Consider the following 18,339-nt stretch of genomic DNA (forward strand, 5'->3'; position numbering starts at 1 on the left):
TTATTATAAATTTAGAGGGGAAGTAGTCTCCTGTATAAGTTGAACCTACACAGGAGTAGATTGAGCGATTAGAAGTCTTGAATAAAGTCTACTAGCTCTGGGTAATCGATAAATGGGTTTCTATTTTTTTGGACATCATAGACTCCATTATTTCTTGCAATCTCTGCTGCATCAACTGGATCTTCTTGGTGCCACTTTCTAAAAATTCTTTCAGTGTCTGCTTTGATTTTTCCGTTGTATCTAATCGCGAAGTACATCATTGCTCTGGCAACATTTCCTCTATGATTAACGGCCGGTTGGAAAACTCTATTTCCACTTGAACTTACTTGAGACTCGTCACAATTTGGTGCTGGGTCTTTACCATTTCTCACTTCTCCAAAGTCGTGGTTTCCACGAGTGCTATTTGCTTTTGAATCTGTAGGAAAGAGGTGGTGAAGGTCTGATTTCTGGTGTCCTGATTGAGTACGAGTAAACTTACTCTGTGGCCAAGTGTGCTCGCAGTTAAGAACATTACTATTTGGAATACTCATTGGACCAATTGTTCCCGTATTTCTTGAGCTGGTAAATTTATTCTCACAGTAAACACCGTAGAGGTAATACTCATCATCTTTTTGTAGGTGACCCAGGGCCATATTTCCGAAGAGGTGTTTTCTAGCTGTCTTATATCCTAGGTTGATATGAGAATAACAATCTTTAGAATTAGAAGAGCAACCTAGTGTATCTGCCTTTCCATGATTCACTTGATGTCTTGAAGTGAGGATCTTCTTTAACTCGTCCTTTAATCTTTCACCGTCAAGATCTCCTCTCTCCACTGCATCTTGAAATGATTGTGGGTAGTAAGAGTGACCGGCAAATGTAGTTGAAGTAAAAGTGGCAAATAGGGTAGTCAAAATAAAAAGCAATTTCACGCTATAATCCTTTGAATTGGGCATGAAAATTTTACACAGCTAACTTAAGGTCTGGCCAATTTTTTTTATTAGATTAGGCTTATAAAATTGTTAGGATTGTATTTTTAAATAAAAAAACCTCACATTCGTGAGGTTTTCGTATGAAATGTTAACTAAGTTAACTTAAAAATTTGAAATATGATCAACTAATTCAGGGTAGTCGATAAATGGGTTTCTATTTCCTTGAACGGCGTAAATCCCATCATTTCTCTCTCTTTCTTCTGCATCTACAGGATCTTGAATATGCCACTCTTTAATTGTTTGCTCTTGCTCAGCGCTGATTGGCATTCTGTATCTTACAGAGAAGTAGAAAAGTGCTCTTGCAACATTACCTTTGTGCTCAGTTGGTGGCTCAAAGTGACCTGGAGCTTCGGAGTGTGAAGCTTCACAGTCTCTGATCTCTCCCCAGCTATCAACGTTACCAAATTCAAAGTTACCTCTGATGCTGTTGGCCTTTGAGTCTGTAGGGTAGAGGTGGTGAAGATCACTCTTTTGCATTTCTTTTTCAAAGTTTCTTGAGAATTTACTCTGTGGCCAAGTGTGCTCACAGTTTACAATATTGCTATTTGGGATTCTATTTGGTCCGATATTCGTCTGACTTGAAGTAATAACTTTACGACAGTACACGTCTTTTAAGTAGTAACCGTTTGCGCCTTCTTCTAGGTGAAGTTTACCGAAGAGAACCTTTCTTGCTCCTCTATAACCTAGAACCTTTTGCGAGTAGCAAGTTCCTTCTTTACCAGTACATCCGAGGATATCGGCTTTACCTTTTCTCTTTGTATGAACTTGAGAAAGTACATTAAAGAGGGCTTCTTTAAGTTGCTCTCCTTTAAGAGTTCCCTTAGTTAGTTTTGCGTTTAAATCAGAAGGGTAGTAGTTGCTTGCAGCTTGTGAGCTTAAAGAAATAGTTAAAAGAAATAGGGCTAGGATTGCTTTCATTGGGTTTATTCCTCTGTACTTTTAAGTACTGTTTAAAAGTGTGTGGGGCGTTTATAGGTTTCTGAATTCTATATGGCCAACATTTTTTTAAGTTTTTCTAATATTTAATATTAGGTCTTGTTTTATTAAAGGCTTTGGCCTGCGTCACTTAAGGGCTTCAAAAATTGACTAAAAGACTTTGATTGTTGCTGCCTAACTTGCTATACATTTAGCCCACAAAACACTTACACACACGATAAGCTTCAAGGAGCGTTAGATGAAATTTGCGAGATTTGTAGTTGTAACAAGCTTTCTTTTATTTGCTGTTTCAGAATTTGCAAGTGCAGATGAGACAAGATGTATTAATAGATTAACAAATGACTTTAATACAGATTCAATTTCTCACACACTTAGTTTAGATGATTATGAAGTTAGAGATTATGGTAATGACCACCTAGCTCTAGCGATTAAGATGATTAGAATCTTAATTGATGAAGTTGGTTGTTCTCCAAAAGCTATTAACTTTGGTAGAAGTGCAAGAGGACGTTCACACAATAGATGTGATCAAATCCTAAGAGGAGTTCCTTCTTCTAGAGTTTGCTATGTTGAGACTAATTTGGGTTACTTCTTTGTCACAACGAATATGCTGACAGATATGCACATTACTTTTAATCGTTGGGATTAATAATAAGCAAATCATAAATACTTAAGGGCCACTTTGATGTGGCCTTTTTTATTTGCGCATAAGGCCTTATTTTTTCATATCCAATCAATTTCCTGTAACGCTAGAATTTAGTTATGAATAAATTATTTAGAAAATCACTTGTCTCTGTTTTCGCTCTCCTAATGGCGAATACAGGTTTTGCTTACACTTCAATTGCTGGTTATACGACGCCTCCACTAGATGAAATTCACATGGTGACTGGTAGGGCCTCTAAAGATGCGCTTGATCCCAATGATATTTCCTTACTTATTTGGAATATCTATAAGGGAAAAAAGGAAAGTTTTAAGAATGACTTCCCAAAGATTATTGAAGATAAAGATCTTATCCTTATTCAAGAGACGGACTCTAATCCACAATTACAAGACGCTTACTCTGAAGTGAGTGGCTTTCGTTTTGATACAGGAATTAGTTTTACATACGCCAAGTATCCTAACTCTTTCTCTGGCTCGGCCATTGCCTCAAGAGTTAACCCAACGAATGTTGAGCTTTTTAGAACAAAGTATCGTGAGCCTATAGTTTCTACTCATAAAGTGATTACAACAGCAACTTACCCAATGGAAAACCGTGCAGAAGAGCTGCTTACAATCAGTATTCACGCAATTAACTTCTCGCCAATACAAGGCTTCTTTCATCAGTTAGAGCAAACGAGTGAACTCATAAAAAACCACAAAGGACCAATTGTCTTTGGAGGTGACTTTAACTGTCGTTCTTGGACAAAGACCAACTACATGAGAAATTTCTTTAAGAGACATGGCTTCGAAGAGGTGACGTATAAGGAAGATACTCGTTATAGATCGGGAATGACTGGTCGAATAATCGATTATATCTTCATTAAAGACCTTAAACTTCACAGCTCAAGAGTTCACGGTGAGCTAGAATCCTCTGATCATAAGGCCATGTCTATCAGAGTTTCATACCCGTAAGCTAGTTATTGCCAATGCGTAGAGTGATTTGTTAGCTTTACGCATTATGAAAAGAACCAATAAGCTTATAATCTCAGTTATAGCACTCTTTTTATCGTGCTCAACTCTTGCTTCTAAACATCATATCTTTATGATTCACGGAATCGGCGATTCTGATAAGGCCTTTGGGGCTGCCAATATTGTTTTAAATGGTCTTTTAAATGAGAACTCAAGGGAGACTCAATTCTTTCTAGAGAGCTTTGAATATCAAACTGGAAATGATGATTTAACGACCGTTGACTTTGCTAAGAGCTTCTCAGTCTTTTTTCGCGAATATTTTAAAGGAAGAGAGTTGGAAGAGGGAGATCATTTCTCTATCTTGGCACACTCTCAAGGTGGACTCGTCACAATGAACTGGCTTTATCATAGTTATAAAGGTGATAGTGAGTTCACAGACTTCTCTCTAATTAAGAGATTTATGAAAACATATATTTCTGCAGCGACACCATATGGTGGAACAGAGATCACGACTATACCTCTTCTCTCAAGAAGGCTTAGACAGATCATGTCCCTTGGAAAGAAAGAGTTGGAAGATATGTATTTTCCAAGTGCGATGATTGATAAAATGCAGTCGCTTCTCATGGGAAAGGAAAAGCCCTTTCTTAACTTCCTTCACTCATTAAATATTTTGAATATTGTGGGGGTTGTTCATAGGCTTCCATCGCTCTCTAGTTCTGCTGGTAATTTACAGGACGATACAACTGTTCCTGTTTCATCAGCGACCATGAATTTCTATTACTTAAAGAACCATAAAAAGTACTATCCTGGATTTGGAGATAAGATTCCTGCCAAAGAAACGAAGTTCTTTAATAATGCTAAGACTATTGCTGTAAATGCTGCTCATATTCCAGTGCTCTTTGTGCCTGGAGTGGTTAAGATTCCTGTGGAATGTCGAATTCTTTCTGAGTGTGATCATCCAGCGATAAATTTCTATTTAAATCACTTTTTAGAAAAGCCAGCTCCAGAGGTCACTGAGCAGGCAAGAAGTTTTGTGGTTAAGTTAAAATTGGAAGTCACTAAGAACTCAATTAATTTCTCTGGTAGAGAGCCTGAGTTTAAATTTAATTTTGATGCTAAATCATTTAAGGCCAATAAGGTTATTGGAAAGAGTTTCTTTCTGGATGATGTGAAGGAAAAGAAGAACTCTCGAGTCTACGAGTTTTACTATGCAGGTAAATTGGATAAAGAAAATTTAAAAGAACATATCGTGAATATAAAAATAGAGGGGCCAACAATTTTCCATATCGAGAGAAGTGTGGACTTTAAAATTGCACCTGGAAACCAGACGACAATTGATTTAAAGCTTATGTCTCTGGGAGATTATTAGGAGAGTAGAATGGAGATCATTCAAGATACAACAACGTGGGATAATACAAATATCTATAAGTCTATCGAAGACACTAAAATTGGTAGTGATTTAGAAAAGGCCCAGCAATTAATTAATACTCAAAGAGAAAACTCTGAGATCCTCTCAAGAGCACTAGATGCTAGAGAGCAAGAGAGTAAAGAGTTAGTCTCTATTGCTAGAGAGATGACAAAAGTTAATATGGAATTAACAGTTTCTCTTAGAACAGTGAGTACATTTATTCATTCAACTTTGAGTGTCGACTCTTCAAATGAAGTTGCAAAGTCTTTACGCTCTAAAGTTGCTAAGATTATGGCCGAGAGATCAAAAGTATATTCTCCTTTGTCAGTTTATCTCACAGTCGTTACAGATGAAACTTTAGAAGAGTTCTTTACGCCAGAGCTTGAGGCGAAGAGATTTCAAATTTCATTAAGTAGAGAATTTAAAGACCATACACTTGATGCCAAGAGAGAGTCTCTAATTAATGGATTGTCTACAGACGGCTTAATGGCATGGGGAAAATTATATAATGATCTTTGTGGAAGACTTGTCTGTGATGTGAATGGAGAGAAAGTAAATTATGCAATGGCGGCCTCTATGACAAGAGGATCTGATGCTAAGCTTAGAGAAGCAGCTTGGAGAGGAGTTCAGGAGGCTTGGAAGGTTCACGAAGAAAGTGTTTGCGCTATTTTAAATGCTATTAATGGATGGAGACTTGAAGAGGCGAGTGTTCGTTCTGAAAAGAAAGAACTTCACTACCTAGATATTTCTTGTTCTCAATCAAGAATTACTAGAGAAACATTAGATGCTCTTATAAATTCAACTTATGAGTCTAGAGGGATCGGTCAAAGGGCCGTAAAGTTGATGGCCAAGAAATTTGGAAAGGATCAGCTTGGTCCTTGGGATCTTCTTGCACCAGCTCCAAGTAAAGAGAGTGCTAAGATTTCTTTTAAAGACGCCATTGATACAATTGAAAAGGCTTTCAATAGATTAAGTCCAGACATGGGAGCCTTTGCTCAAATGATGTATGAGAAGAATTGGATCGATGCTAGACCGACAGAGTTTAGAAAGCCGGGTGCATATTGCACAGGTTTTGCTAGTGTGAGAGAGCCAAGAGTCTTTATTACATACTCAGGTTCAATGGGAGATCTCATTACTCTTGCTCACGAGATTGGTCACGCTTATCACAACTGGGTTATGAGAGATTTACCTCTTGATGAAACTTACTATTCAATGACTCTAGCTGAAACAGCTTCTATTTTTGCAGAAACGCTCGTGCGTGAATACCTCTTTGAAACTCTTGAGAGTGAAGAGGAGAAGTTAGAGATTGCTTGGCAAAATGCTGAGACAGCTGGGGCGATGATCTGTAATATTCCTGCTCGCTTTGATTTTGAGAAGTCATTAGTTGAAATGAGAAAAGAGCAAACTCTTACGCCTGCTCAGATGAAAACTCTAATGAGAGACGCATGGGAGAAGTGGTACGGAGACTCATTAAGTGAGTACGATGAAATGTTCTGGGCCTCAAAACTTCACTTCTCAATTGCAGAGCTTGGTTTCTATAATTATCCATACCTCTTTGGTTCGCTCTTTAGTTTAGGAGTTCTAGCGCAGAGAGAGAAGCTTGGTGATAAATTTAATGATGCTTACATCGCTCTGTTAAGAGACACTGGAAGAATGAAGGCCGAAGACTTAGTACAAAAACACTTAGGGTTAGATATAACTAAGTGCGATTTTTGGAATGATAGTTTGAAGATTGTTAACGAACAAATTGATACTTTCGAAGGTCTTATTAAGTGATAAAATTCGTTCTCGCATTTATTGTCTCAATGGGAATCACTCACGCAGAGCTCTTAGAAGCTCAGTGTGAAGCGATTCCATCTTCTAAGAGATATATTGATTTTCCTAGTCAAACAAACTACCCGAAGATGTATAAATTCACTTGTGACTTTAGATGCATTGAAGGAAGTAAGCAGTATGAACTTAGTGCTCTTCACGAGGTCGAAGTTCATTCTTTAACTGCAGAGGCCCGCGATGTTGTTTGTTATGGAGTAAAAGTTAAGAGAGTGAGTTGGGGATATGACTTTGATAGAGTGGAGCCTTTCTTCGTTTACGCAGCAGGATTAGAGTCTCTAAGTGACTGGGCAAAATCTCTAGGTGTCTCTCCTGATCACTCAAGTTCTGCATCTTTAATGAATAAATTAGTTAAAGACTTAGAGGTGATTCTTCCAAGTTATCAAATGGCCGGAAGTACTGGAGCTGATAGTTCTAGGGCGTTTGCGCAAGCCGCGCAGATGATTGAAAAATTATTAAAAGAACTTCCCGCTAGTACAGAATACTTAGATGAGCTAGTCTCACTTATACCAAAGAGAGATATCTCTTCTCATAATGGTCTTAATCTTGTTCTAAGAACACTGCAATCAAGTGCTGCATGGAGAGTTAACGCTTTATAGTTAACTCTGCCACAGCTTCTTTAATCTCTCTTTTATATTCTTTTCCACACCAATCTCTGTTGGGAAATAGAACTCAGGCGTTTGTTCTGGAGAATAATCTTGCTTAACAAAGTGGTGAGGATAGCTATGTGGATATTTATACTTTGGAGTATCTTTAGGTGGAAAGTTTTTTAAATGATCTGGAACTTGAATTGTCTGATTACTTTCAACATAAGCAAGGGCCGCATTAATAGCATTGTAAGCTGCATTACTCTTCACTGTTGAGGCCAAGTAGGTTGTTGCTTGCGCTAGGTTTATTCTCGCTTCTGGCATTCCTATCTGGGCAACAGCATGTAAGCAAGCCGTGGCAACACTCAGTGCTGTCGGGTCTGCATTGCCAATATCTTCTGAAGCAAAAATGACAAGTCGTCTGGCTATAAAGACAGGGTCTTCGCCGCCATCAAGCATGACAGCGAGCCAAAGAATGGCGGAGTTAGGGTCACTGCCTCTCATACTTTTTATGAATGCAGAGATAACATCGTAGTGCCGATCTTTATTTCTATCGTACTCTCTCGCGTTTTCTAGAACCAGTGGTCTAATCGTCTCAAGACCTAGCTCTTCTCCCTTGGAAGCTAAGCTCTTTTCAATGACCTCTAAAATATTCAATGCATTTCTTGCGTCACCGTTAGAGTAGTCACCAATAAATTGAATCGCCTCTGTAGTGATTTTAATATCAAACTTCTTAGAAACATTTTCAATGATGTGTACAAGATTTTCTTCACTAAGTTTTTTAAGCTCAATAATTTGAACTCTTGAAAGGAGCGCCTTATTAACAGAGCTTCTTGGATTCTCAGTTGTGGCCCCAATAAACTTAAAGCTTCCTTGTTCAACATAGGGAAGGAGGGCATCTTGTTGGGCCTTATTGAAGCGGTGAATTTCATCCACAAAAATAATGGCCTCTCTTCCAAAGTCAGCTTTAGTTTGCAGAGCTGTCGTAATGAGTTTCTTTAGCTCATTTACTCCACCTAAGACTGCGTTGAAATTATATAATTCGCACTCACTATTTGCGGCGAGGATATGGGCCAAGGTTGTTTTACCTGTTCCTGGAGGCCCCCAAAGAATGAGACTTGGAAAATTCTTCTCTTTTAAGAACTTATAACGAGTGAAGATATGCTCTTGGCCAAAGTAGTTTTCGAAACTCTCTGGTCTGGCCCTAAAAGGGAGAGGCCCATGAGTAGTATCTCTATGTGCGTCATTTGTGGCGCTAGAAGTTGTTGAAAATAGGTCAGATTGAGAGTTTTGCTTATTATTTTCATTCATTTATTTACCCAACTATGGAAAACTATTGACTTTGTAACGGTTGCATCCTAACTTATGCATCTTATAAAAGCTAGACCCTGATTTGGGTCCAAGGCCTTCAGAAGAAGGTAATATCAAGCCGAAGAGGGGGTGATTTTCAAATGGCAAAAGACAAGAACTACTCAATTTATATTTCAATTGATGACAAACTTGGTGCAGAACGTTCTCTAAGAAAATTCAAGAGACTTTGCGAATCTTTTGGTGTTGTACGTGAGTACAGAAAGAGAAAAGAATTCAAGAAGCCTTCAATTCGTAGAATCGAAAAGCTTGAAGCAGCAGAGAAACGTAGAAACAAATCTGCAAGCAAGATGAGAAGAACATCTAAAATCTAGTTGAAATATGAGGCCCTCGAAAGAGGGCCTTTTTTTTACCTTCTTAAAATTAATTTTAAAATTGAATTCCAGCGGTTGTGCATAATATTTGTGACTTTCACTTTAGGCAGAGGGATGTCGTAATTACCCTTGGTCATATTCTTATGAAAGCTATTCCAATCGATATTGAGTCTTTCAAGATGAGCGAGAAGATATTCTTTATCGCTAGGAGTGAGAACTCTTTGTTCTAAAACTTTAATATAAGCAGACCAAACATTATCGAATTCAACTCTATACTTAAATGGAATGAGAATATTAATTTTTAAATCTAATAGCTCTAGCGAGTTATAGAGAAGACCTTCTATTTGGGAAGGACTTGAAGAGTATCTTTGAAAGTCTGTGGCCCTAAGCATTTTAAATTCATCAAAATGAGAATTAACTTTTGAATTAGAAAGTACTAACTCATCCATCAAATTTTTGTAGATCAGAGAGTCATTAATTCTCTTTGGTAGAATCTTAAAGTCTTCAATTTGCGAGTAGAGCTCTGACTCATAGAGTTTAAGTTTTCTTGAGAAGTCATTTATTTGGGTGACACAATTCTCTTTGGGAGTCGTATCTCTTGGGTCACATTCTTTAGTGAGCTCGGCGGACTCTAAGTAAAGTTGTCTTAAATTTCTTCTAAGAGAAATTATAGGAGCTGACTCGGGGGATACTTTCTTTAGAACATGAAAGTATTCGTTGATAATACTTCTGATTTGAGGTTTAGCGTATCGTCTAAAACTCTCGTTGCTCATCCTAATATCTGATTTCTTTATTGCATAGAAAGAGTACTGACCCATTGATGGATAGGAGAGTAGAAGAATTACTAGAAATAAAGCTGCCTTAATTGAAGTCATCAATTAATTGTCGGTGCAATATAGGCCTTTGTCAAAGTGAACTAAGCGGCAGTCTTATAGAGTGACTTAAATGGAGTTACCCAAGAGTCTTCGCTATAAGTGAAGTTCACAGAGATATTCTTTCTCTGTAAATTCTTATTGAGCTTCTTAGGAATTAACTCTGTAGGTGTATCGAGAAGTTCAAATGATACCCTTAAATCTTTTGGTATCTTTCCCATTGAGATAGCCGCTAAACAAATATAACTACCAAAATCTTGTGTTGTTACCTTAATCCACTTCTTAGAGTCGGGAAGTGCACTTACAAATTCATCTACATATTCGAGTAGGGTTTTTGAATCAAGTGAAAGGTATTGTTGAATGATTTTTCTATGGTCTAAGCTGAGTTCTCTTTTTTCTTCTTTGGTGAGTTTTAATTTTGAATGGGAACACATGAGGAAATCGCTAAAGGAGGCTTCTTTTTCTGGGAGATCAAAGTTTAAAAGGGTTTTTCTTTGATTTCCAGTGACAAGTTTAATTTGTCCCTTAAAAGGTTGCGAGCAGGCCATAATTTTCTCCAGGATTTATCCTCGTATAGACAATAGTGTATATCTATTCGGCAGCTTCTCACTCAATTTTAGTTTAAATTTCAAAAAAAATGCTCAAGTATCGAAAATTAGGAGGGAAAGAGTTCCCTCCTGATTATTTATTTATGCTCTAATTATGGACAGATTGAGGTTTTCACCTTCAATCTCATATTCTGTCCCTTCAATTGAATCTTTAGATGATAGAGAATTGGCAAGAGTTTCACCTGAAATATACTCAGTATGCTTCTCTATAGCGGCCTTAAGCTTATCACTTGCACTGAATTCGATATTAATTCTATCGTCAATATTGAGTCCTGAATCTTTTCTTTGTCTCTGAATTCTATTTACAACTTCTCTAGCAAGACCTTCCTCAAGAAGATCATCAGTAAGAACTACATCCATATCAATAGAGATAAATCTATTTGATAGGGCCTGAGTTCCTTCCTTGGCCTCTCTAAAGATATCGATATCTTCAGAAATAAGTTTCTCACCGTCTAAAGTAATACTTCCATCCTCTTCAAACTTTGCTAGCTCTTGAGCGCTTAGGGCCTGAATAAGTTTTCCAACTTGTCCCATTCTCTTTCCTAGCTTCTTACCAAGAACTTTGAAGTTTGGTTTTGCAAAGAGATTGATAAATTCATCTTCGTGAGTAGAGTATTTGATCTCTTTAATATTCAACTCAGTTTGAATATAAGTTTCAAGTTTTGCTATTTCATCCAAGAGCTCTTGGTCTTTATGAATGATTGTTAAGCTCGCAAGTGGAGTCTTAACTTTAATTTGAACTTGGTTTCTCTTTTGTCTTCCTAGGAGAATAAGCTGTTGCATTCTATCGACAGCATCTTCAAGCATTGGCTTAATCTTCTCTTCTTTTGCAACAGGGTAGTCACAAAGATGAACAGACTCCATCGTCTCATTTGCATTGAATTTCTTTAGTTCTGCATAAGTAAATTCAGATAGGAATGGAGCGAATGGCGCCATACACTTAGAAACTTCAGTGAGGACATAGTGAAGAGTAGAGTACGCTGCACACTTATCTTCATTGAGCCCTTCTCCCCAGAAGCGTGATCTGTTGAGGCGAATATACCAATTTGTTAAATCTTCAATAAAGTTAAAGAGGGCAGGAACGACGTTATATAATTTATAAGCCTCCATCTCTTTAGCAATATTTCTCTTCATTGTTTGAAGCTTAGAAACAACCCACTGATCGACAATATTGTCGCCTTCATTATAGTGCTCTGACACATTCCAACCGTCTACTTCAGCATATGTCTGGAAGAATTTAAATGCATTAAACCAAGGAAGAAGGGCACGTCTTACCATGTCCTTTACACCTGAGTCTGCAAATCGCTGCTCTTCTCCGCGCACAAGACCTGAGTTGATTAGATAGAGTCTTAGGGCATCTGCTCCGTACTCTTCCATCAAACTATCAGGTGGAGTGAAGTTTCTTAAACTCTTAGACATTTTCTTACCGTCTTCGGCCATTACAAGACCGTTTACGATAACGTTTTTAAATGCAGGCTTTTGAAAGAGAGAAGTTGAAAGCACTGTGAGGGTATAGAACCAACCTCTCGTTTGATCGAGTCCTTCCGCGATAAACTCAGCAGGGTAACCTTGATCAAAAACTTCTTTATTCTCAAATGGGTAGTGAAGTTGTGCGTATGGCATTGAACCAGACTCAAACCAGCAGTCAAAAACTTCTGTGATTCTCTTATATGTTCCTTCTTCACCTTGGATTGTAAATGTCACAGCATCTGCATGTTCACGGTGAAGATCTTCTAATTCAACTCCAGAGAGTTCTTTAAGCTCTTCAATTGAACCAACGCAAATACACTTATCTGTTACATCGTTCTTCCAAATAGGTAGTGGAGTTCCCCACACTCTATTTCTAGATACGGCCCAGTCTCTTGCTCCTTCAAGCCACTTACCAAATCTTCCGGCCTTAATATGTCCCGGTACCCAGTTAATCTGAGAGTTAGATTCAAGAAGTTTGCTTACATTCTCTTCTACTTTGATATACCAAGATGGGATAGACTTGTAGATTAGAGGAGTGTTTGACCTTGGACAAAATGGGTAACTATGCACGAGAACTGATTGCTCGTAGAGTTTTCCACTATCTTTTAAATCTTTAATGATTTGTTTATCGGCTTCTTTTACATGAACTCCACTATAAGGAGCTACTGTCGCCTTAAACTTTCCAGCGTCATCAACAGGGCAAACGATAGCTTCGATCCCGGCTTCTTTCATAATTCTATTATCGTCTTCACCAAACGCCGGAGCAGTATGAACAATACCTGTACCGTCTTCAGTTGTTACGTAGTCGTCATTTAGAATTTGAAACGCACCTTCTTCTTTGAACTCTTTAAAGAAGTCAAAGAGTGGTTCGTAGGTCATACCTTTAAGGGCAGAGCCTTTCATTTCTTCTACTACCGTTAAGTTTCTCTTCTTTGAGTAGTGCTCAAGGCGAGCCTTACCAAGGTAGATGAAAATATTCTTATCTTCGTCCTTCACTTTTACATAATCAATCTCTGGACCAACACATAGGCAGAGGTTTGAAGGAAGTGTCCAAGGTGTTGTTGTCCAAGCTGCGAAGAAAGTGTCTTCTTTGCCATCAACTTTAAAAAGAGCTGTGATCGCTGGGTCTTGAACGTCTTGGTAGTTAGACGATGCTTCAAAGTTTGAGAGCACTGTACCGAGGGCAGTTGAGAAAGGAACGACCTTAGTACCTTGATAGACTAAGTCCTTTTCCCAAAGTTGCTTGAATACCCACCAACATGATTCCATGAAAGTTGGGTCCATTGTTTTATAGTCATTTTCAAAATCAACCCAACGGCCAATTCTAGAAACAGTCTTTTCCCACTCATTGGTATAGCGCTGTACAATCCCACGGCATTCGTCGTTGTAGGCCTTAACGCCAAGTTTTTCAACGGCATCTTGAGCAGACATTCCAAGTTTCTTATCAATCTCATGCTCAACTGGAAGACCGTGGCAATCCCAACCAAATCTTCTCTCAACGTAGCGACCCTTCATTGTCCAATATCTTGGAACAATATCTTTAAGAGTAGAGGCCAAGAGGTGACCGTGGTGAGGTAGACCTGTTGCAAATGGAGGTCCGTCATAGAAAATATATGGTTTCTTATCGCGAGTATTTTCTAGGGACTTTTTGAAAATATCATTCTCTTTCCAAAAAGCTAAAATATTGTGTTCATTCTCAACGAATGAAAAACTCTCTTGATTTGAATTCTCTGTCTCTGACACGGAAAAACTCCAGATTTTAATTTCGAAATTAGTGGTTTTAAAGGGCCAAAGATTACCAAATTCTACATGAAATTAATAGCTTATTCTTGCTCCGCGTTCAGATTGGTCAATATTTGCCGAAATCCTACCCTTAGGGTGAGTTTGTTGAATTAAAGTCTCGAAATTCCGATACCTTAGCTATGAGAATACTATTAATACTACTTTTTTCAGCTGCCCTAGCCAAAGTGTCTTTTGCCGACTCAAAGAAGTATCAAAAGAATTACTACTATAAGGGAATGAATAAGAGTCTGGTTGAGTGGGAGAAGCTAGATCCAATAGACTTCTTGGATTACGACTTATGGCTTCGCGATGTAAAGCTAAGAGATAAGTGGCCCGAGTGGGAGAAGACTGTAAGAGAGAAGAGTCAGCGCGAGATCGTTGGCAAGGTTCTTCATTGTGTTGGCAAGTGCCGTTTCTACAGAGGAATTGGATTCTACAATGGGCAATTTAGATCTACGGTCTTAGAGGGTGATGAAATACACACCGATGAAGATAGTTATGCTTGGGTCTTTTTAGTCGATGGAACAATGGTGAGATTATCTCCGTACTCGTCCGTCACATTTAAAGAATTTAATATTGGTGAGAAAACAAATTTCATCCACGCCAGAATCAACTCGGGAAATATTCTCTGGTTGAGTAGAGAGCAGAATAAATTTGTTGAGAATAACGACCGTGAAACTGATGGTCTCTTCTTGCCGATGAAGTTCTACGATGCTCTTCCAACAAGTGAGAGTAATTCTTTCAAAGAAGATGATCTCATTTCTTCTCTTGAAGAAAGTCAAAGTACATTAAATCAATATAAGAGACTTAATAAGTTAATCGAAGAAAATAATAAGAATCTTCCAAAGAGAGAGACTTTCTCATTTCTAGTCACTCCCAATGGATCAATTTCGGGACAGTCCCTTAATGTTGAATTTATTTCTCTTATTGGAAATAAAGGCTACTTAAAAAGACGAAGCTTTTCGCAATTAGGTCTTGCTGGTGATGTACCAGAGCGAAGTGCGAACTTTTACTTTAGAGGGTTTGAGAATAAGTCTACGCCTGAGATTGCAGAGGGAACTTGGTATGAGATAGGAGAGAAGGGAAGAGAGTTTTCAGAAAATGGAGACAATCGACTTTTTCAAATGGGAGAGCTTGTAACAAAGAGGATACCCACTATTTATGTAGCGAGGGAGTTGCTGCTAAAAGAGTATAGTCAGTTCTTTAAAATTTCAGGTAATGCAAAGAAGTTAGCGCATGACTATGGTTACCGTCAGTGGGGAAGTTTTGAAAATCCTAAAAGTGATTTAAGGTTGCGCTTTGAATTCTTGAAAGAATACTCAAGAAGAATGGAGACATCTAATCTCTTGGCCTCAGAGAGACTTAGAGAAAAAATGAAAGCAACTGGCGGAATAAGTAACGATATGGTTTACTCATCTAAGTTCTTTAACTTAGCTCTCGTTGAATATATGAGAGGAGAAAATATTAATTTAAATATAGATAGTGAGAGAGAAGTTCTCAATTCTACTAAAAAGAAATTCTGGAAGATTATAAATGAAATTAAATAAGAAAATGAAATTAATACTCGCAAGCTCAAGCCCTAGAAGAAAAGAACTTCTTGGATGGCTTAATATTCCTTTTGAGATCGTTGGGTCTGGGGTGGAAGAGATTACTGAAAAAACTATTCCAACTGAAGTTGCTACTGATTTAGCTGCTCTAAAGGGAAGAGATATTCTAGGTGTTCTAAGAAAACGCGGCGAGGAGAACCCCTTTATTATCGCCTCTGATACAATCGTTACTTATGAAGATAAGATCTATGGAAAGCCAAAAGATGTAAGTGATGCTAAACGAATGCTCTTAGAGTTAGAGGGAAAGAAGCATAGTGTTGTCACTGGTGTTTACTTGAGTTACATAGATGATAGTGGAGAAGTTCATGAGAGAATTTTTTCGGCCACAAGTCAGGTGACTTTTGAAAAAATTGATCGCGATATATTAGATATCTATCTTGAGAGTGGAGAGTCACTTGATAAGGCCGGTGCCTATGGAATTCAAGGGCGTAGCCTATGCTTTATCTCAAAAGTTGAAGGCTCATACTCCAATGTTGTTGGCTTTCCAATTTCAGATTTCTTGAGAGAGTTTAAAGACTTCTTAGGTCATGCTAACTCAACTAATGGAGAGTGGAGAGAGCTCTTTGAGCACTAGTGAAGTTTCTAATCTAGAGGAGTTATTTCAATCCTGTAAAGTGCAGGCCTATAAGATTGAGTGTTCAGATTCTTATCTATCTTTTGAATTAAATATCTGGGCGAAGCCTGGAGCGAAAGTTGAAAAGAGTATTGTAGGTGATGAAGGGGAGATCATTATCTACATCAAAGAGAGGCCAATTGATGGACAAGCGAATAAGGCCTTTATTAAGTATCTGGCAGCACAGCTCTCCATTACAAAATCCTCTGTCTCACTTAGTAGAGGATCTAAATCGCGCTTTAAGAGATTTTCTTTTCAATTCACTTTTACAGATCGTAAAGACTTCGATTACTATTTTAAAAAGATAAACTTATTTTTGAATAATGATTAAAATATTAGTACTACTCACATTCTTATTATCATCTAATAACCTCTTTGCTCAGGCGAAGAAGTCTTCGTTCGAATATACTAATGAGATTCATGGGAAAATTGCCAAGATCAAGGATATTTCGCCTAATGAATTTATAGGAACGCTAGAGGAACTCAAGGCGGATTTAGATAATTTCTTCGACCACAAGAGAAAGGTTTGTAACGGAGAGTTCTCCTCGTTAATTCTTGTGGCCAGTTCTCCAAAAGATGGAGGTGGGAATAAGCTAAGTGACCAAGAGAGAAGTCTTTGCTTTAGAGAGCTAAAGGCCCTTCAGTCTACCTATATCAATAATCTCTTCCTCGCGAGGAAAAGGTTCTTAACATGGTCATTTGAAAAAAGCGTAAAAGATCTAGATGCTCAGAGAGAGCAGGCGATTAAAAGCTTACAGGAAAGCTTCGACAAAAAGAGGAAAACAAAGAGAGAGTAGTTGTAGTCAACTCTACTTTCCTTGGAATTCCTCAATTGATAAAGTGTTCTTTCTAATTCCAACAGCAGTTCTAGGTCTTAGACTCTTAACTCTACCAAAAGATCTTGATGGCTTTAAGCTAATGCTTGGAGCAGCAGATCTCTTATTTGCTTTGTTAATACTCTTTGACTCTAGCTTCTGAGCTGAATCTGTAATGTGAATGGTTTCGTTAGAATTGCTCATGCAACTTCTCCTTATTTTATGTGTCTGAATTTTGTTCACCTTCAGATCACACTTATAAGAAGTCAAGTTACTTAATTGGTGATCTCAGGTCGGCACAAAGCCCGTTTCTTAAGTTTTTTAACAACGGCGATTCCTTTAGCCTATAATTGCTATATCTTGAACCATATCGGTCAAAAATTGTTTAAACTTAACTCGATTCCTCGAGTAAATATTTAAATATTTTAACACATTTTGCCAAAAAATACACCTCTTGCAAGTGGAAGATATGACCGCTTGCGCGTTGAGTTGTAAATACTTGAAATCTAGGGCAATCTAGAGGGGTAATTCACTTATTTTTGTCAAAAAGGAAGACGTTCTATGACTAAAGTTCATCTATTTCTCAAACTGTTGTCACTTTTTACACTTGCGCTGCTAACTAGCTGTGGATCCGTACAAAAAATTGCTGTAGGAACTACAGGAAGCCTCATGTATGAAGCAACGAGAGGACTGGAAACTCAGGGAAATTGGGATAATTTCAAAAATGGGACTTTAGCAAACTTAACCCTAATCGATGGCCTACTTCACTTAAAACCAGAAGATACTGAGCTTTTAGTGACTGCTATTAAGGGTTACACAGGTTATGCCTTTGCGGTGAATGAGAGTTTATACCTAGAGGATTATTTTAAGGACGAATTACAGAGTCATGAAAAAGATCAGGCGATCTATAATTATGCAAAAGCATTCTCTTACGGAGTTAAGTTTTTAGAGTCAGAAGGAATCTCTTGGGACACTCTAGTTAAGTCACAGAATCAAGAGGGTGGAGTCGTTCAAGTTCTCGATAATCATCTTTCAAAAAAAATGCTTCACTATGAGGGTGTTATCTTCGCAGCTCAAGCTCTCGGAGGGATGATCAATCTTCAAAAAACAGATATGGCCCTAGTTGCAAACTTGCCAATAGTTAAGGGAATGTTCGATTGGGTTTGTAGTAATGAACCAAGTATTAACTTTGGCGCATGTCAGATTTTCTACGCCACTTATGAGGCATCTCGTCCAAGGATGTTAGGTGGAAATCCAGAAAAGGGTAAGGAAATATTCTTAAAATTAATTGCTGAACAACCAAATAACTGGTTAGCAAGAGTGGCATTTATGCAATATTATATCATCCCTATGGTTGAGGAAGATGATTATAAAACTCAGAAGTTCTTTATGGAGACGGCTCTTCGCAAGCACTATAAAGAGTTAATGGGAAGTCCTTCTAGAAAAATGGAGAGAGACTTCTCTGAGCCAAGACTGAGACTATATCAGTCATTGGCAATCAAGCGTTATGAAATTATTAAGAAATATGAAGAAGAATTATTTTAAAAAGTAGGTGA

The 18,339-nt window shown here is 37.9% G+C and carries 18 protein-coding genes; 11 read left to right on the plus strand and 7 right to left on the minus strand.

Annotated elements, in window-relative coordinates; genetic code table 11:
• Positions 1–68: 68 nt before the first annotated feature.
• Positions 69–908, minus strand: a complete 840-nt coding sequence (locus tag BMS_RS03325; RefSeq protein ID WP_052590568.1) for an endonuclease I family protein — start codon at positions 906–908, stop codon at positions 69–71.
• A 162-nt stretch (positions 909–1,070) separates the two neighbouring features.
• On the minus strand, positions 1,071–1,886 hold the full coding sequence (locus BMS_RS03330; RefSeq protein WP_014243374.1) for an endonuclease I family protein: 816 nt from the start codon (positions 1,884–1,886) through the stop codon (positions 1,071–1,073).
• 256 nt (positions 1,887–2,142) lie between these two features.
• Here BMS_RS03330 and BMS_RS03335 point away from each other — a divergent pair, with 256 nt between their 5' ends.
• The 5 genes from BMS_RS03335 (at position 2,143) to BMS_RS03355 (ending at position 7,346) form a co-directional block, all read left to right on the plus strand.
• Entirely contained in the window at positions 2,143–2,550 is a 408-nt protein-coding gene (locus tag BMS_RS03335) for a hypothetical protein (RefSeq protein ID WP_014243375.1), read from the plus strand.
• A gap of 113 nt (positions 2,551–2,663) precedes the next feature.
• Positions 2,664–3,512, plus strand: coding sequence for an endonuclease/exonuclease/phosphatase family protein (locus BMS_RS03340; protein ID WP_014243376.1), 849 nt, complete (start codon positions 2,664–2,666; stop codon positions 3,510–3,512).
• A gap of 46 nt (positions 3,513–3,558) precedes the next feature.
• A complete protein-coding gene (locus tag BMS_RS03345; RefSeq protein ID WP_044557238.1) occupies positions 3,559–4,878 on the plus strand; it encodes a lipase family protein in 1,320 nt (439 codons plus the stop codon).
• 9 nt (positions 4,879–4,887) lie between these two features.
• A complete protein-coding gene (locus tag BMS_RS03350; RefSeq protein WP_014243378.1) occupies positions 4,888–6,693 on the plus strand; it encodes a M3 family oligoendopeptidase in 1,806 nt (601 codons plus the stop codon).
• The gene (locus tag BMS_RS03355; RefSeq protein WP_014243379.1) at positions 6,690–7,346 is read left to right on the plus strand and encodes a hypothetical protein; all 657 of its coding nucleotides are present in this window, start codon (positions 6,690–6,692) and stop codon (positions 7,344–7,346) included. Before BMS_RS03350 ends, BMS_RS03355 begins: the two co-directional genes overlap by 4 nt.
• Here BMS_RS03355 and BMS_RS03360 read toward each other — a convergent pair whose 3' ends face one another.
• Complete coding sequence (locus tag BMS_RS03360; protein ID WP_014243380.1) at positions 7,347–8,645, minus strand: replication-associated recombination protein A; 1,299 nt, start codon at positions 8,643–8,645, stop codon at positions 7,347–7,349. It abuts the gene before it with no gap.
• Positions 8,646–8,785: 140 nt separating this feature from the next.
• Between BMS_RS03360 and rpsU the strand changes: the two genes are divergently transcribed.
• Entirely contained in the window at positions 8,786–9,016 is a 231-nt protein-coding gene (gene rpsU / locus BMS_RS03365; protein ID WP_014243381.1) for a 30S ribosomal protein S21, read from the plus strand.
• A 35-nt stretch (positions 9,017–9,051) separates the two neighbouring features.
• Here the strand turns inward: rpsU and BMS_RS03370 are convergent, their stop codons facing one another.
• From BMS_RS03370 to ileS, 3 genes are all read right to left on the minus strand, one after another.
• Positions 9,052–9,891 carry a hypothetical protein gene (locus BMS_RS03370; RefSeq protein ID WP_044557239.1) on the minus strand — a complete coding sequence of 280 codons (840 nt, stop codon included), beginning with the start codon at positions 9,889–9,891 and terminating at the stop codon, positions 9,052–9,054.
• A 41-nt stretch (positions 9,892–9,932) separates the two neighbouring features.
• Entirely contained in the window at positions 9,933–10,436 is a 504-nt protein-coding gene (locus tag BMS_RS03375; protein WP_014243383.1) for a hypothetical protein, read from the minus strand.
• Between the two features lie 141 nt (positions 10,437–10,577).
• A complete protein-coding gene (ileS, locus tag BMS_RS03380) occupies positions 10,578–13,709 on the minus strand; it encodes an isoleucine--tRNA ligase (protein ID WP_014243384.1) in 3,132 nt (1,043 codons plus the stop codon).
• Between the two features lie 179 nt (positions 13,710–13,888).
• On the opposite strand from ileS, the gene BMS_RS03385 reads away from it, so the two are divergent.
• From BMS_RS03385 to BMS_RS03400, 4 genes are read left to right on the plus strand one after another with little or no spacing between them, the layout of a single operon-like run.
• Complete coding sequence (locus BMS_RS03385) at positions 13,889–15,295, plus strand: hypothetical protein (protein WP_014243385.1); 1,407 nt, start codon at positions 13,889–13,891, stop codon at positions 15,293–15,295.
• Positions 15,282–15,929, plus strand: a complete 648-nt coding sequence (locus BMS_RS03390; protein ID WP_014243386.1) for a Maf family protein — start codon at positions 15,282–15,284, stop codon at positions 15,927–15,929. The genes BMS_RS03385 and BMS_RS03390 overlap by 14 nt, the downstream gene beginning before the upstream one ends.
• Positions 15,919–16,299 carry a DUF167 domain-containing protein gene (locus BMS_RS16675; protein WP_052590569.1) on the plus strand — a complete coding sequence of 127 codons (381 nt, stop codon included), beginning with the start codon at positions 15,919–15,921 and terminating at the stop codon, positions 16,297–16,299. Before BMS_RS03390 ends, BMS_RS16675 begins: the two co-directional genes overlap by 11 nt.
• Positions 16,292–16,765, plus strand: coding sequence for a hypothetical protein (locus BMS_RS03400; RefSeq protein WP_014243388.1), 474 nt, complete (start codon positions 16,292–16,294; stop codon positions 16,763–16,765). The genes BMS_RS16675 and BMS_RS03400 overlap by 8 nt, the downstream gene beginning before the upstream one ends.
• Positions 16,766–16,777: 12 nt before the next feature.
• Here BMS_RS03400 and BMS_RS03405 read toward each other — a convergent pair whose 3' ends face one another.
• Positions 16,778–16,987, minus strand: a complete 210-nt coding sequence (locus BMS_RS03405) for a hypothetical protein (RefSeq protein WP_044557240.1) — start codon at positions 16,985–16,987, stop codon at positions 16,778–16,780.
• 465 nt (positions 16,988–17,452) lie between these two features.
• Here BMS_RS03405 and BMS_RS03410 point away from each other — a divergent pair, with 465 nt between their 5' ends.
• On the plus strand, positions 17,453–18,328 hold the full coding sequence (locus tag BMS_RS03410) for a TRAP transporter TatT component family protein (protein ID WP_044557241.1): 876 nt from the start codon (positions 17,453–17,455) through the stop codon (positions 18,326–18,328).
• Positions 18,329–18,339 lie beyond the last annotated feature (11 nt).

It is taken from the genome of Halobacteriovorax marinus SJ, from assembly GCF_000210915.2.
In the GTDB taxonomy this organism is placed as follows: Bacteria; Bdellovibrionota; Bacteriovoracia; order Bacteriovoracales; family Bacteriovoracaceae; genus Halobacteriovorax; species Halobacteriovorax marinus.